The organism is Rhodococcus sp. ACPA1, assembly GCF_002300195.1.
Lineage (GTDB): Bacteria > Actinomycetota > Actinomycetes > Mycobacteriales > Mycobacteriaceae > Rhodococcus_F > Rhodococcus_F opacus.
Genome location: NZ_NSDX01000003.1, coordinates 951,947 through 966,560 on the forward strand (window position 1 = coordinate 951,947; position 14,614 = coordinate 966,560).

The 14,614-nt window shown below is 68.8% G+C and carries 13 protein-coding genes; 11 read left to right on the top strand and 2 right to left on the bottom strand.

All coding sequences use genetic code 11. The features are described from left to right. Positions 1-66 precede the first annotated feature (66 nt). On the top strand, positions 67-1,080 hold the full coding sequence (locus CJ177_RS14970) for a LacI family DNA-binding transcriptional regulator (protein ID WP_005251307.1): 1,014 nt from the start codon (positions 67-69) through the stop codon (positions 1,078-1,080). 8 nt (positions 1,081-1,088) lie between these two features. Here CJ177_RS14970 and CJ177_RS14975 read toward each other — a convergent pair whose 3' ends face one another. Together CJ177_RS14975 and CJ177_RS14980 are read right to left on the bottom strand one after the other, a co-directional pair. Further along, positions 1,089-1,892 (bottom strand): sugar phosphate isomerase/epimerase, encoded by an 804-nt coding sequence (locus tag CJ177_RS14975; RefSeq protein WP_095868024.1) that lies wholly within the window; start codon positions 1,890-1,892, stop codon positions 1,089-1,091. Between the two features lies 1 nt (position 1,893). Beyond that, a complete protein-coding gene (locus CJ177_RS14980; protein ID WP_095868025.1) occupies positions 1,894-3,051 on the bottom strand; it encodes a DUF993 family protein in 1,158 nt (385 codons plus the stop codon). A gap of 118 nt (positions 3,052-3,169) precedes the next feature. Here CJ177_RS14980 and CJ177_RS14985 point away from each other — a divergent pair, with 118 nt between their 5' ends. From CJ177_RS14985 to CJ177_RS15030, 10 genes are all read left to right on the top strand, one after another. Next, the gene (locus CJ177_RS14985; RefSeq protein ID WP_005251310.1) at positions 3,170-4,732 is read left to right on the top strand and encodes an acyl CoA:acetate/3-ketoacid CoA transferase; all 1,563 of its coding nucleotides are present in this window, start codon (positions 3,170-3,172) and stop codon (positions 4,730-4,732) included. A gap of 10 nt (positions 4,733-4,742) precedes the next feature. After that, on the top strand, positions 4,743-5,912 hold the full coding sequence (locus CJ177_RS14990) for an acyl-CoA dehydrogenase family protein (protein WP_095868026.1): 1,170 nt from the start codon (positions 4,743-4,745) through the stop codon (positions 5,910-5,912). Then, entirely contained in the window at positions 5,909-6,667 is a 759-nt protein-coding gene (locus tag CJ177_RS14995) for an SDR family NAD(P)-dependent oxidoreductase (protein ID WP_095868027.1), read from the top strand. The genes CJ177_RS14990 and CJ177_RS14995 overlap by 4 nt, the downstream gene beginning before the upstream one ends. Next, positions 6,664-7,491: an aldo/keto reductase gene (locus tag CJ177_RS15000; RefSeq protein ID WP_095868028.1), complete on the top strand. Its 828-nt coding sequence runs from the start codon at positions 6,664-6,666 to the stop codon at positions 7,489-7,491. Before CJ177_RS14995 ends, CJ177_RS15000 begins: the two co-directional genes overlap by 4 nt. Then, positions 7,478-8,602 (top strand): glycerate kinase, encoded by a 1,125-nt coding sequence (locus tag CJ177_RS15005; protein ID WP_095868029.1) that lies wholly within the window; start codon positions 7,478-7,480, stop codon positions 8,600-8,602. Before CJ177_RS15000 ends, CJ177_RS15005 begins: the two co-directional genes overlap by 14 nt. Positions 8,603-8,723: 121 nt before the next feature. Then, entirely contained in the window at positions 8,724-9,833 is a 1,110-nt protein-coding gene (locus CJ177_RS15010; protein WP_257014529.1) for a sugar ABC transporter substrate-binding protein, read from the top strand. A gap of 47 nt (positions 9,834-9,880) precedes the next feature. Continuing rightward, positions 9,881-10,912, top strand: a complete 1,032-nt coding sequence (locus tag CJ177_RS15015) for an ABC transporter permease (protein WP_061045357.1) — start codon at positions 9,881-9,883, stop codon at positions 10,910-10,912. Then, a complete protein-coding gene (locus tag CJ177_RS15020; RefSeq protein WP_095868030.1) occupies positions 10,909-12,426 on the top strand; it encodes a sugar ABC transporter ATP-binding protein in 1,518 nt (505 codons plus the stop codon). Before CJ177_RS15015 ends, CJ177_RS15020 begins: the two co-directional genes overlap by 4 nt. 44 nt (positions 12,427-12,470) lie before the next feature. Then, complete coding sequence (locus tag CJ177_RS15025) at positions 12,471-13,448, top strand: ABC transporter permease (protein WP_025433220.1); 978 nt, start codon at positions 12,471-12,473, stop codon at positions 13,446-13,448. Positions 13,449-13,482: 34 nt separating this feature from the next. Next, positions 13,483-14,601 carry a Zn-dependent alcohol dehydrogenase gene (locus CJ177_RS15030; RefSeq protein ID WP_025433219.1) on the top strand — a complete coding sequence of 373 codons (1,119 nt, stop codon included), beginning with the start codon at positions 13,483-13,485 and terminating at the stop codon, positions 14,599-14,601. The last annotated feature ends 13 nt before the right edge of the window (positions 14,602-14,614 follow it).

Consider the following 14,614-nt stretch of genomic DNA (forward strand, 5'->3'; position numbering starts at 1 on the left):
TGTAAGCGTTTCCACCCGCCGAGGTGGTAGACGGTAGCAATGGCGACGAGAGATGTAGAGGCAGCGATGGCTGATCAGACCCGAGTGCCCGCGAGCCGTCGCGTCACGATCAACACCGTAGCGAAGGCGGCCGGGGTCTCGATCGCCACCGTCTCCCGTGTCATGAGCGGCAGCTCGTCGGTGACCCCGGATCTCGCGGCCCGGGTCCACAAGGTCGCCGACGAGCTGTCCTACCGGCCCAGCACCGCCGCCCGCGGACTCGTCCTCGGGTCGCTGCGGAACATGGGCGTGATCCTGCCGGACCTGGCCAACGCGTACTTCTTCGACGTCGTCAAGCAGATGCACCACGGCGCCACCGCCGACGGATACCGCATGCTCGTCGCCGACTACTCCGGTGACGCGGCCGACGAACTCGCCACCGCACTCGACCTGCTCGGCCAGGTCGACGGCCTCGTGCTGCTCTCGTCGAGGATTCCGACGAGTGGCCTGAAGGAACTCGCCAAGCAGTCGACGCCCGTCCTGCTCGTCAACCGGGTCGAGCTGGAAGTCGATCTCCCCATGGTCGCCGTCGACAACTTCACTCCCATGATGCAGCTGTGCGGGCATCTCGCGAAGCTCGGCCATCGCCGGATCGTCTACGTGAAGGGCTCGGATCTGGCCTGGCAGAACCGCGAACGGTGGCGGGCGATCGAGATGGCGAAGGTGCTCGGGATCGAGGCGACGGCGGTGCCGTCGGACGGCACCATCGAGGGTGGTTACGACGTGGTGGAAGAAGCACTCACGCACGAGCCGACCGCTCTCGTCTGCTTCAACGACCTGACGGCGCTGGGCGTCATCTCGAAACTGCGTGAGCGCGGACTCCGCGTCCCCGAGGACATTTCGGTCACCGGCTTCGACGACATCGACATGGCACGTCACCTGGCGCCGCGCCTGACCACGGTGGTCAGCCCGAAGATCGACCTGGGTGACCAGGCGTGGTCGCTGATGCGCGCGGCCCTGAACAACGAGACCACCACGTCTCCGCCGCTGATCCCCGCCGACGTCGTCATTCGCGAGTCGACGGGGCCCGCCTCGAGCTGAGCCGGGTTTCAGACGGCGGCGAGGCCGTTCGCCGCGGCGTGGATCGCCTCCTTCGGGTCTGCGGCCCACCAGCGGTCGCTGAGGATCTCGACCTCGACAAGTCCCCGATAGCCGGCGTTCCTGCAGTCGGCGACGAATCCGGTCATGTCGATGCACCCCTCGCCGGGCATGCCGCGGCTGCTGAGTTCGCCGTGGATCGGGGTGACCCAATCGGCCAACTGCACCGAGAACAGGCGTTCGCCTGCCCTTGTGATCTGCTGCGCCAGTGCCGCGTCCCACCACACGTGATACGAATCGAGGGCGATCCCGACGATGTCGGATCCGATCGCCTCGACGAGGTCGTTGGCCTCGCCGAGTGAGGTGATCACCGAACGACTCGACGCCATCATCGGGTGCATCGGCTCGACCGCGAGCCGCACCCCCGACTGGCGGGCGTACGGCTCGAGTTCGGCGATGCCGTCCCGGACCTGCCGCCGCGCGCCGGCGAGGTCGCCGTGAGCGGCGCCGCAGACCAGCACGAGGCAGTCGGCGCCGAGGGCGTGCGCCTGATCGACCGCCACTCGGTTGTCGGCCATGGCTTCTCGCCGCAGCCGGTCGGTCGGTTGCGGGAACATTCCGCCCCGGCAGACGCTGGTGACGCGCAGACCCGACTGCCGGAGCCGGGCCGACGCGTCCACCAGGTCCACGCCGTCGAGGACGTCCCGCCACAGGCCGACGCCGCCGAATCCCCACTGCGCGGCGAGGTCGGCGACCTCGGTGAGGCCGGCACCCTTGACGGTGACGGAGTTGAGACTGCAGTGCGCGAGGTCCATGTCAGCGGATTCCGTGCACGGCGAAGTACGCCGAGGTGCGCGCGGCGGTGAAGTCGGGATCGGTGAACAGCCCGATCGCGTCGGCGGCGCGGACCAGTTCGGCCAGGTGGGTGAGGCTGCGGCCGGTCTCGAAGCCGCCGATCATCCGGAAGTGCTCCTGCTTGCCGTTCAGGTACGCCAACCAGGCGACGCCGACCTTGTAGTACTGCGTCGGGGCGGCGAACAGCAACCGGCTCAGGGTTTCGGTGGGGCCCAGGACGGTCCGGAAGCCCTGCTCGTCGCCGTCGTCCAACCGTGCGAATGCGGCGGACGCGAACGGGCCGAGTGCGGCGAACGCACCGAGGAGGGCGTCGCTGGTGTGGGTGCCGTCGCCGGCGATGAGGCCGACGTAGTTGTAGTCGTCGCCGGTGAACACCCGCACCTCGGCGGGCATCCGCTCACGCAGGGCGATCTCGAGTGCCGGGTCGAGCAGGGACACCTTGATGCCGCGCACGCGCTCGTGGTGCGTGGTGAGGATCTGCAGCACGGTGTCCATGGCCGCGCCCGGATCCGCGAATCCCCAGTAGCCGTCGAGGGCGGGATCGAACACCGAACCGAGCCAGTGCAGGACCACCGGGCGGGTGGCCGCCGACAGCACCGCGTCGTACACGGCGAGGTAGTCCTCGGGGCCGGTCGCGGCGCGGGCGAGGTGCCTGCTCGCCATCAGCACCACCTCACCGCCCGCGGATTCGATCGCCTCGACCTGTTCGAGGTAGGCGTCGCGGATCTCGTCGAGCGAGGGGGTGTCGGTTTTCAGTTGATCGGTGGCCACCCCGACGACCACCTTCCCGCCGACCGACTTCGCGTCGGTGAGCGTGCGGACGGCGAGTTCCCTCGCCGCGGCCCAATCCAGTCCCATGCCGCGCTGGGCGGTGTCCATCGACTCGGCCACTCCGAGTCCCAGCGACCACAGATCGCGCCGTAGTTGCAGGGTCGCGTCCCAGTCGATCTGGTCCGCGGCATTCTCCGCCGACGCCCGCAGCGGATCGGCGACCACATGCGCGGCCGCGTACACCGCCCTGCTGGTCGGCGGGGTGGACCGGGTGCCGAGCCGTGCCGGTGCGTTCAACGCGAGAGTCGTGGGCGAACCGTGGCGATCGGGCAGCAGGATCGAGGCCATGAAATCTCCTGTAATCGTTTTCTTGATGTTGTGCAGCTCACAATATACTGTGTCAATTACCGAGGTCCATAGCGTTCATGGGCCGATTGGCAGAATGTAAGCATTTACAGGAGCGGATATGACACAGCCCGGAACGGGTGCCGCCTCGAGGCGCTGGACACTGACCACCGCGACCCGAGCCGTGAGCGACATCGCGCCAGGATCGACGATCGCCCTCACCGGTTCGGGCGGCGGGATCCTCGAACCGGACACCGTCCTGAAGGCGCTGGAGGAGTGCTTTCTCGCGACCGGATCGCCGAGGGAACTCACGATCGTGCACGCCCTCGGCATCGGCGACCGGGTGAGCCGCGGAACCAACCACCTCGCCCACAAGGGCATGGTCAAGCGGGTCGTCGGCGGGCACTGGACGTGGTCGCCGACCATGATCGACCTCGTCCGCAACGACGAGATCGAGGCGTACGCGTGGCCCGGCGGCGCGATCAGTCAGCTGCTGCGGGAGATCGGCGCACGCCGGCCGGGCCTCATCACAGCGACCGGTCTCGACACGTTCGTCGACCCGCGGCACGGCGGGGGCAAGTTCACGCCGTCCGCCACCGAGGACCTCGTCGAACTCCTGACTCTGGACGGCCGCGAGTACCTGCGCTACAAGCCGTTTCCCGTCGACGTGGCCATCGTCCGCGGCGATTCCATCGACCCGTCCGGCAACGTCACGTGCTCGGGCGAGGCGGCCCAGCTCGACGCGCTGGCCGTCGCTCAGGCGGCGAAGGCGAGCGGCGGCCGGGTCATCGTGCAGGTGAAGAACCTGCTGGACCGGCCGATCGATCCGCGGCTCGTGCACATCCCGGCGGTCCTCGTGGACGACGTCGTGCACGCGCCGGCCCAATGGCAGACGTACGCGGGCGAATTCGATCCGGAACTCTCCGGCGATGCGGCGAACTCCGGTTTCGGCGCCACGAACCACGACCCGATCCGCATGCTGATCGCCCGGCGGGCGGCCGCCGAGGTCCGGGACGGCGACGTCCTGAACGTCGGCTTCGGGGTGTCCGCGCTGGTCGTGGATGCGCTCGCCGAACAGGATCGCCTGGACGACATCACGCTTGCCATCGAGCAGGGGCTGATCGACGGCATCCCCGTCTCCGGCGACCTGTTCGGGGCCGCGCGAGGACCGAAGGTCGTGCACTCGTCGACCACCCAGTTCGATCTGTTCTCGGGCGGCATGCTCGACGTCAGCTGCCTGGGTATGGCCGAGGTCGACTCGACCGGCGCCGTCAACGTCAGCAAGATCGGCGGCGGAATCGTCGGACCGGGCGGGTTCATCGATATCTCCCAGAACTCGCCGCGCGCCGTGTTCTGCGGAACGTTCACCGCCCGCGGCCTGGACGTCGCGATCGTCGGGGGAGAACTGGTGATCCGGCGCGAAGGCTCGGTGCCCAAGTTCGTCGACCGCGTCGATCAGGTCACCTACTCCGGCGCTCTCGCCGTCCGTGAGGGACGTGAGGCGGTGTACGTCACCGAACGCGCCGTCTTCGTCCTCACCCGGGACGGCCTCGAACTCGCCGAGATCGCACCCGGCATCGACATCGATCGGGACATTCTGCCGCACATGGGATTCCGTCCGATCATCAAGAACCCACGCGTGATGGACGCGGGGTTGTTCGCCCCCGTCGCCGTCCACATCTGAGGAGAACTACATGTCAACCGGAAACAGCGTCATTCCCTCGTCGGTGCTCGGCGCCGACGAACGCAAGCTCGTCGCCGAGTTCGTCGACGAACGGATCCGTCCCGTCGCCACCGAGCTGGACGAGACCGAACGATTCCCCGAAGAGATCTACCGGGAGATGGGCAAGATCGGGCTCTTCGGCATCACGGTGCCCGAGAAGTTCGGCGGCTTCGGCGGCACCGCCCTCGACTACCTGTTCGTCATGGAGTCGCTGTCCTACGGGTACGCGTCGGTGGCCGATCAGTGCGGACTCGTCGAGATCCTCGGCAGCCTGCTCGGCAACTACGGCACACCCGAGCAGCAGGAGCAGTACCTGCGCCCGATGCTCACCGCCGAGAAGCGCTGCGCCTACGCGCTCACCGAGCCGGGATCCGGATCCGACCTCGGATCGATCACGACAAGGGCGGTGCGGGACGGTGACGGTTGGGTGCTCACCGGTGAGAAGATCTACATCCACAACGCCCCCGTCGCGGACTTCGCGGTCGTCCTCGCCGTCACCGACCCCGAACTGGGGAAGCGCGGCGGAATCTCCGTCTTCCTGGTGGACGTCGACCAGCCCGGTGTCAGCCGCGCGTACCACGAACACAAGATGGGCCAGCGGGCCTCGCAGGTCGGCGGGCTGGTGTTCGACTCCGTCCAACTGTCGGCCGACGCCCTCCTCGGCGAGGAAGGCAAGGCCTTCGGTTACATGATGAAGGTGCTGGCCAAGGGCCGTCTCGGCATCTCGGGCCTGAGCCTCGGCATCAGCCGCGCCGCACTGGACGCCGCCACCCGGCAGTCCCTCGACCGCAGCCAGTTCGGCAAGCCGATCTCCGCCAACCAGGGCATTTCCTTCTCCCTCGCCACCGTCGCCACCGAACTGCGGGCCGGCACCGCGCTGTCGGTCGAGGCGGCGCGGGCACTCGACACGGGGGCAGCGGACGCCGAGACGCTGTGCTCGATGGCCAAGCTCTACGCGTCCGAGGGATGCGTGCGCCACGCCGACGCCGCCGTGCAGGTGTTCGGCGGCAACGGCTTCATCCGCGGATACGAGGTCGAGCGCCTCTACCGCGACGCCCGCATCACGAAGATCTACGAAGGCACCAGCGAAATGCAGCGGCTCATCATCAGCCGGGCAGTACTGAAGGGAGCCGCGGCATGAGCGGCGTTGCACAACCCACCAACTCGGTCGATCTGTCGGGGAAGACCGCCATCGTGACCGGTGCGGCCGGTGGGATCGGTTCGGCGATCGCCCGGGCCCTCGCCCGGAGCGGGGCACTCGTGGTGGCGGTCGACGCCGACCCGAAGGTCACCGACGTCGCCGCGGAGTTCGGCGGACACGGTCTCTGCGGCGACCTCACCGACCCCGAGTTCGGTGCGCGCGCCGTCGACCTCGCCCAGCAGCTGTCGGGGCGCCTCGACATCCTGATCAACGCGGCCGGGATCCAGTTGCGGACCACCGCGATCGACGTGGACGAGGACGGGTGGGAACGTCTCCTGGACGTCAACCTGTCGGCGGCCTACCGGTTGACGCGGCAGGCGGCCAAGTCGCTGGTCGACGCCCGCGGCAGCATCGTGAACATTGCGTCGCTGTCCGCGGATCGCGCTGTCCCGGGGATCGTTCCGTACGGCGCGACGAAGGCCGCACTGACTCAGCTCGGCAAGGGACTGGCCGTGGAACTCGGCCCCCACGGCGTGCGCGTCAACACCGTCTCGCCGGGCTACATCGAAACGCCGATGACGGCGGACGTGCTGCGGCAGGAAGACTTCCGCGCCCAGAAGTTGAGCCGTATCCCGTTGCAACGGTTCGCCGACGGCGACGACGTCGCCGACGTCGTGCTGTTCCTGGTCTCCGACGCCGCGCGGTACGTCACCGGGGTGGTCCTGCCCGTCGACGGCGGGTACTCGATCACATGACGAGCCTGGCGACCGTTCCCTCGGTCACGTTGAACAACGACGTCACGATGCCCGCGCTCGGGTTCGGCCTCTTCACGATCCCCGACGAGGACATGGGTTCCACGGTGTCGCACGCGCTGTCCGCCGGCTACCGCGCGTTCGACACGGCCCCGATGTACGGCAACGAGGCCTCTCTCGGCGCGGCGCTGGCCCGGGCGGACGTCGATCGGGACGAGATCTTCGTGACCACCAAGGTCTCGAACGAGGACCAGGGCTACCAGCAGACACTGGACGCGTTCGAGGCGAGTGCGGCGAAACTCGGCCGCATCGACCTGTGCCTGATCCACTGGCCGGCACCGAGCCGCGGACAGTACCTGGAGACGTGGCGGGCACTCGAAAAGCTGTACTACGACGGACGGGTGCGGGCGATCGGCGTGTCGAACTTCCAGCCCGAACAGCTCGAGCGGCTCGCGGAGATCGCGACGATCACCCCGGCGGTCAATCAGATCGAACTGCACCCGCTGCTCACGCAGTCCGCACTGACGGATCTGCACCGGTCGATGGGCATCCGCACCCAGGCGTGGGCGCCGCTGGCGAGAGGGCACCTGAACGACCACGCACTCCTGGCGGCGCTCGCCGCCCGGCACCATGTGTCGGTCGCGCAGATCGTGCTCCGCTGGCACTTGCAGATCGGGACGATACCACTGCCCAAATCTTCTGCGGTGCACAGGATGCGGCAGAACGCGAATGTGTTCGACTTCCGGCTGTCCGCCGCGGAGATGGACGCGATCTCGGCCCTGAATCGGGATCAGCGCACGGGACCACACCCCGATGACGTCGACTGACGCCGGCTCGATGCGGGTGGTGCTGGCCCCGGATTCGTTCAAGGGCTCACTGACCGCGACGGAGGTGGCGGCGGCTCTGGCAGCCGGCTGGTCGACGGTCCGGCCGAACGACGAGTTGGACATGCTCCCGCAGGCGGACGGCGGCGAGGGCACGGTGGACGCCGTCGCGTCCTGCCACGGCACCGGCGTGTGGCGTGAGGTTCCGGGGGTTCGAGGCCCCGACGGACGTCCGACGACCGGACGCTGGCTGCTGCTCCGGGACGGCACGGCGGTGGTCGAGCTGGCCCAGATGAGTGGGCTGCCCCTGATGGACTCGCCGGATCCGGGGGGAGCGTCGACGACCGGCCTGGGGCAGGTGATCGCCGCCGCACTGGCGGACGGCGCGAAGGCGCTGCTGGTCGGACTCGGCGGTTCCGCGTCCACCGACGGCGGTGCGGGCGCCCTGCGGGCGCTCGGCGCGAAGCTCCTGGACCGCGACGGCCGGGAGATCCCCGACGGGGGCGCCGGCCTGGCCGCTCTCGCCTCGATCGACGTGGGCTCACTCACCGAGCCCCCACCCGGTGGCGTCGAACTGCTGACGGACACGACGGCCGTCCTCTGCGGCCCACATGGGGCAGCGCACGTCTTCGGGCCGCAGAAGGGCGCCGACCCCGCGGAGCGCGACCGCCTCGATCGCGCGCTCGCGACGTTCGCCGCCTGCCTCGGCGCACGACTGCCGTGCAGTCCCGACGAACCCGGCGCGGGAGCGGCGGGAGGCACTGGATTCGGACTGTCGGCCTGGGGCGGCCGGCTGGTGCCGGGCGCCGCCCGCATCGCGGAGCTCACCGGGCTGAGCGCCGAGTTCGGCCGCGCCGACGTCGTGGTCACCGGTGAAGGCCAATTCGACGCGACGTCGCTGTCCGGCAAACTCGTCGGTTCCGTGCTGGAACGGTGCGCGGGGACCGCGACCCGATCGGTCGTCGTCGCAGGCCGCCTCGCGGCGGCGCCACCCGGCATCGGGATCTCACTGTCCGACCTGGCGGGGAGCTCCGAATCGGCACTCGCCGCACCCGCGATGTGGTGTCGGGTGGCCGGAGCGGTCGCCGCCGCCCGGCTCACCAGCGCTTTGTAATCGATTTCTGATCTGTCCGGTTGATCCGGATGGCCCTTGACCACACCATGCAGCGCTTGACTTGTGACGCCGATCACGGTAAGAAAGCGTTTACATTCTTTTTTCAGGAAGTGGACGAACGATGACACGGACGCAACGATCAATCAGGGCGGCAGCCCGGGCCGTCGGCGTTGCCGCGGCAGTCTCCGTCATGGCGAGCTCCGCCATCGCCTGCTCGACGGGATCGGAACAGATCGAGCGGGACGGGGCGGCCGTCGACCGGGGCAACATGGTGATGGTCTCCGAGGTGCGGTCGCTCACCAACCCGTATGAAGCCGCGTGGGTGCAGGGCAGCCGCGCGTACGCCGAATCGCTGGGGATCGAACTGAAGGTGATCGTCTACGGCGGCGACTCGCAGAACGCGCTGTCGCAGTTGCAGTCGGTGCTCGCCGCAGGCAAGACCGTGCTGCTCAACATCAACCCGAACACGAGCGCCGACACCCCCGCGATCGTGCGCGCCGTGCAGAACAGCGGCGGGTGCGCGGTCACCCAGTGGAGCAAGCCGGCCGACCTGCACCCCTGGGACGTCGGGAACGGATGGGCGTCGTACGTCGCCTACGACGGCGTCCAGCAGGGAGCCGACACGGGGAAAGCCCTCGTCGATTCGCTCGGCGGCACCGGCGGCGTGATCGCGCTGCAGGGTTTGCTCGCCAACGAGATCAGCCAGACCCGGTTCCAGGGCTTCCAGCAGGCGATGGACGGACAGTCCGGCGTCACCCTGCTCGACGACCAGCCCGCCGACTTCGACCGCAACAAGGCCTACACCACCACGCAGACCCTGCTCAACAAGTACGGCGACCAGGTGAACGGTATCTGGGCCGCAACGGATTCCATGGCACTGGGCGCCCTGCAGGCGGTGCGTGAGGCGGGCCGCGCGGGGGAGATCAAGATCGCCAGCGCCGCGGACGCCACCCCGGAAGGCCTGGGCGCCATCGCGAACGGGGAATTGCTCTCCACCTACACGACCGACCCCTACTTCAACGGCGCGATGGGACTCGCCATCTGCTACCAGGCCATGAGCGGCGCACTCGACGTCGAGTCGCTGCCCCGGGAGAACCGCGAGTTCTTCGTCGATCAGTCGCTGATCACCGCGAACAACGTCGACCAGTTCCTCGCCGTGCCGAGTGACGAGGAGATCGTGCGGTCCGTGCAGGATCCGTTCTCCCGCATCACCGGCCCGGTAGCCCGGTAGCCCCCACCCTCGATTCACGAACCACACAATCTTCCGAAGGAGTGACGATGTCGACGACTGAAGTGACCGGGGAGGTGACGACCCCCGCAGAACCTGTTGCGCCCGTGCGCAGCACACGACCACGCGTTCGCCGGCTGCTCTCGACCGCCGGCCCGCTCGCCGCCCTGCTGGGACTGTGCGTCGTCTTCGCCGCGCTGGCTCCCGGCTTCGCGACGGCCAGCAACGCGATGGCGATCGTGGAGCAGGCCGCGATTCCCGTGGTCCTCGCGATGGGTGCCACGCTGGTGGTCCTGGTGGGCGGCGTGGACCTGTCGATCGAGGGCGTGATGGCGGCCAGCGGGCTGACGTTCGTCCTGCTCGCAGCGAACAGCGTCAACGGCAACGACCTGGGACTCCTCGCGGTCCTGCTGGCGCTGGGGGTCGGTCTGCTCTTCGGGGTGGTCAACGGCGTGCTGCACGTCGTCGTCCGGGTGCCGTCCTTCCTCGTCACACTGGGTACGTGGTTCGTCGGTCTCGGTGTCGCCACCGTGCTCTTCGGCACCGCCACCCCTCAGCTCGCCGACCCGTCGCTCGCGGCCTGGGCCGGCGGCCACTGGCTCGGGCTTCCCGTCGTCGTGGTGTTCGCGCTCGCCGCCGTCGCGGTGACAGTGCTGCTGTGCAAGGGAACCCGGCTCGGCATGCACACCTACGCGATCGGCGGCGACGAGGCGACCAGCCGCCTGGCGGGCGTCCCGGTCGGGCGCACCAAGATCATCCTGTTCGCCGTGGCCGGACTGCTGTCCGGGCTCGGCGGAGTGCTGGCCACCATCCGGCTCGGCGTCGGCGACGTGAGCGTCGGATCGGGAAGCCTCTTCCTCACCCTGTCCGCGGTGGTCGTCGGAGGCACCCTGCTGAGCGGCGGTCGCGGCGGACCCCTGCATTCCCTCGTAGGTGTGCTGCTCCTCGTGGTCCTCGGAAACGGGCTTCTCCTGTCGGGCGCCAGCCCGTACATCCAGCAGGGCGCGCAGGGTCTCATCATCGTGGTCGCGGTGATCGCCACCGGGTGGCCCGCCCGCAGTCGATTGAGGGTCGTGAAATGACATCTCTCCTGGAACTCCGCAATGTCACGAAGAAATTCGGACCCAACACCGTCCTCGACGACGTGAGCCTGTCCATCGCTCCGAACGAGGTCGTGGGGCTGATCGGCGAGAACGGCGCCGGAAAGTCGACGCTGCTCAAGATCCTCGCGGGAGTCCACCGCCAGGACGGCGGCCGGATGGTGCTGGGCGGGCGCGAAGTGAGCTTCGGAAGCCCCGCCGACGCCGCCGACCACGGGATCGGGGTGGTGCACCAGGAGCAGTCGCTGCTGCCGAACCTCACCGTCGGCCAGAACCTGATCCTCGGACACGAGGGTGACACCGCCCGCGCCGGGTTCCTCCGCCGACGGAAGATCAGGGCCCGCGCCCAGGAAATGTTGTCGGTGGTGGAGTCGACGGTCGACCCGGGCGCCCTGACCGAGACGCTGGGGTTCGCCCAGCGCCAGATGGTGGAGGTGGCTCGGGCCGTCGGCGGCAGGCAGGTGGAACACCCGCCGCTGCTCATCCTCGACGAGCCGACGTCGGTGCTCGAACCCGAGGACGTCGAAGTGCTCCATCGCCGGGTCACCGCCCTCAAGGAGCGCGGTTCCGTCATCTTCGTCTCCCACCGTCTCGACGAGGTCCTCCGCTTCTCCGACCGCGTGTACGTGCTGCGCGACGGCAAGGTGGTCGGTGAGCGGATCGCCTCGGCGGCAACCGAATCCGAGCTGTACCAGCTGATGATAGGCAAGGGCGCGGCCGAGGAGATCTACTCGTCGGAGCGCAAGCAGGCCGTTCCCCGGACGAGCACGCCGACTCTGTCGGTCCGCAACCTCACCTGCGGCGGCAAGGCGAAGGACGTGTCGCTGGACGTCCACGCCGGCGAGATCGTGTCGGTGGTGGGCGTGGTCGACTCCGGACGCGAGGAGGTTGCCCGCGCCGTCTTCGGCGCCGTCCCCGTCGACTCCGGAACCGTCGAGATCGACGGACAGCGGTCGGCCCCCGGATCACCTGCGGACGCCGTGCGGTCCGGTGTCGCATACGTTCCCGCCGAGCGTCGCGTCGAAGGCATGATCGCGGGCGCGACCGTCGCGCAGAACATCGCGACGGTGCATCCGGTGAAGGCCGGCGGTGGCCGGATCTCCTCGGGTGCCCGGGTGGAGGAGACCGCCCGCGGCTGGATCGAGAAACTCGGCATCCGGCCCGCGGACCCCGACGCCGACATCGCGCGACTGTCGGGCGGCAACCAGCAGAAGGCCGTGGTGGCCAAGTGGATCCTGGGCGACGGCCTGAAGGTATTGGTTCTCGACCACCCCACCCGCGGCCTCGACATCGGCGCGAAAGAAGACCTCTACGCCGTCTTCCGCGACCTCTCCGACCGGGGAGTGGCGATTCTGGTGCTCGCCGACACCCTGGACGAGGCGATCGGGCTCGGCCACCGCGTGATCGTGATGCGGGACGGCGAGATCACCGGCGCGTTCGACTCGCCGCCCGGAAACCCGCCCAGCAAACTCCAACTCCTCGAGAAGATGATGTGATCGCCGTGGCAACAAGAACTTCCGCCGAGAGGACTTCCACCGAGATGCGCGCACCCGAGGGTGCGGCGCCGGCCGTGTCCCGGACGACGCGGGACCGGTTGCGGCTGGCAGGCCCGTCGGTCGTGCTGGTCGCGCTCGTCCTCCTCGTCGCGCTCGCCGAACCGAATTTCCTGTCGATGAACGCCCTCGCGGTGGTCTCGGCGCAGGCGGTCCCGATTCTGCTGCTCGGGCTGGGCCAGATGTTCGTCATCCTCACCGGCGGCATCGACCTGTCGGTGGCCGCACTGGCGTCGCTCGCCACGGTGATTCTGGCGACGGTGATCGGCTCCCTCGGTCCCCTCGCCGTCGTCGTCACCCTCGTGGCGCTCACTCTGATCGGTGCGCTGACCGGTCTGCTGATCGTGTTCGGGCAGGTCCCGTCGTTCGTCGTCTCGCTCGGGGCGCTGGGGTTCTGGGGTGCGGTCGCGCTCGTGGCGTCCGGGTCGACCACCATCTACATCAGCGAAGGCTACGACGCGATCTTCTGGCTCAGTTCGTGGACGGTGCTCGGTCTCCCCATGGCGGTGTGGGCCGGTGTCGCCGCAGTGGCCGCGGTGTTCTGCGCGATGCGGTTCTCCCCGCGGGGCAACGTCTTCCACCTCGTCGGACTGGGGGAGAAGGCGGCGATGATGAGCGGCGTCCGAACCCGGATCGTCCGGATCGGCGCATTCGCCCTGTCCGGATTCTTCGCGGGCGCCGCCGGTATCGTATTGTCGGCCCAGCAGCAGAGCGCCGCACCGCAACTCGCGGATTCGCTGCTCCTGCCTGCCATCGCGGCCGTGCTGGTCGGCGGCTGCGCCATCACCGGTGGAATCGGTGGAGCGTGGCGGGTGCTCGTCGGCGCCCTGGTGGTCACCGTTCTCCGGGTCGGCGGCTCGGTGGCCGGCATCGACCCCAGTTTCCAGCAGATCGTGTACGGCGCGGTCGTCATCGTCGCGGTCGCCGTGACCCTCGACCGCAGCCGGCTCTCGATCATCAAGTAAGACTCTGTGTCAGTGTGAGATTCGAAGGAGAACGATGAGTACGACGGCACGCGGTGCGGTGATTCACGAAGTGGGCGGCAAGTGGGAGGTCGACGACCTCGTCCTCGCGGAGCCCGGTCCCGGCGAGGTGCGGATCAAGGTGATGGCGTCCGGACTGTGTCACTCCGACGATCACCTCGTGACCGGTGACATTCCCAATACGCTGCCGCTGGTCGGCGGACACGAGGGTGCCGGTGTGATCGACGCGGTCGGGCCCGGTGTCACCCGGCTCGCCATCGGCGATCACGTCGCCACCGCCTACCTCCCGGCCTGCGGAACTTGCGCCTGGTGCGCGCAGGGGATGCAATATATCTGCGACACGGGGGCCGGTATGGAGGCTGGTTTCATGCTCGACGGAACAGCGCGGTTCGCCACGCAGTCAGGGCGGCCGATCGGCGCCATGCAGCGCCTCGGCACGTTCGCGAACTACCTCGTCACCTCGCAGGCCCAGGCCGTCGAGATCGATGACGACATCCCGTTCGACGTGGCCTGCCTCGTCTCGTGCGGGGTGGCCACCGGGTGGGGCTCCGCCGTGAACGGCGCGGTCGTCCGCCCCCGGGACACGACAATGGTCGTCGGGGTCGGCGGTGTGGGGATCAACGCGGTGCAGGGCGCCCACCACGCGGGTGCGGCGCACGTCGTCGCGGTCGACCCGGTCCCGTTCAAACGCGAACGAGCCCTCGAACTCGGCGCCACCCACGCGTACGCGTCGATCGACGAGGCCATGCCGTTCGTCCGCTCGGTCACCAACGGGCAGGGCGCCGACAGCGCCGTCGTCACCGTCGGCGTGGTGGACGGACAGCTGATCGCCGACGCGTTCGGAGCCGTCCGCAAGGAGGGAACCGTCGCCGTCGTGTCGATCGGCCAGAACGAACCCGGGATCCCGATCAGCCCGCTCGAACTGGTGGTCTACGCCAAGCATCTGCGGGGGGTGCTGTTCGGCAATTGCAACCCCACCCGGGACATCCCGGCCCTGCTGGACTACTACAAGTCGGGACGACTGAAGCTGGACGAACTGATCACCCGGCGCTACAGCCTGGACCAGGTGAACGACGCATACGTGGACATGCACGCGGGGCTCAACCTGCGTGGTGTCCTGATCCACGAACACTGACGAGGAACTGCCA

Excerpts from the sequence above, each read along its gene's own strand:
- CJ177_RS15010 (WP_257014529.1), top strand. The coding sequence starts at position 8,724 with ATGACACGGACGCAACGATCAATCAGGGCGGCAGCCCGGGCCGTCGGC.
- CJ177_RS14980 (WP_095868025.1), bottom strand. The coding sequence starts at position 3,051 with ATGGCCTCGATCCTGCTGCCCGATCGCCACGGTTCGCCCACGACTCTC.
- CJ177_RS14985 (WP_005251310.1), top strand. The coding sequence starts at position 3,170 with ATGACACAGCCCGGAACGGGTGCCGCCTCGAGGCGCTGGACACTGACC.
- CJ177_RS14995 (WP_095868027.1), top strand. The coding sequence starts at position 5,909 with ATGAGCGGCGTTGCACAACCCACCAACTCGGTCGATCTGTCGGGGAAG.
- CJ177_RS15025 (WP_025433220.1), top strand. The coding sequence starts at position 12,471 with ATGCGCGCACCCGAGGGTGCGGCGCCGGCCGTGTCCCGGACGACGCGG.
- CJ177_RS14970 (WP_005251307.1), top strand. The coding sequence starts at position 67 with ATGGCTGATCAGACCCGAGTGCCCGCGAGCCGTCGCGTCACGATCAAC.
- CJ177_RS14990 (WP_095868026.1), top strand. The coding sequence starts at position 4,743 with ATGTCAACCGGAAACAGCGTCATTCCCTCGTCGGTGCTCGGCGCCGAC.
- CJ177_RS15005 (WP_095868029.1), top strand. The coding sequence starts at position 7,478 with ATGACGTCGACTGACGCCGGCTCGATGCGGGTGGTGCTGGCCCCGGAT.
- CJ177_RS15015 (WP_061045357.1), top strand. The coding sequence starts at position 9,881 with ATGTCGACGACTGAAGTGACCGGGGAGGTGACGACCCCCGCAGAACCT.
- CJ177_RS14975 (WP_095868024.1), bottom strand. The coding sequence starts at position 1,892 with ATGGACCTCGCGCACTGCAGTCTCAACTCCGTCACCGTCAAGGGTGCC.
- CJ177_RS15000 (WP_095868028.1), top strand. The coding sequence starts at position 6,664 with ATGACGAGCCTGGCGACCGTTCCCTCGGTCACGTTGAACAACGACGTC.
- CJ177_RS15030 (WP_025433219.1), top strand. The coding sequence starts at position 13,483 with ATGAGTACGACGGCACGCGGTGCGGTGATTCACGAAGTGGGCGGCAAG.
- CJ177_RS15020 (WP_095868030.1), top strand. The coding sequence starts at position 10,909 with ATGACATCTCTCCTGGAACTCCGCAATGTCACGAAGAAATTCGGACCC.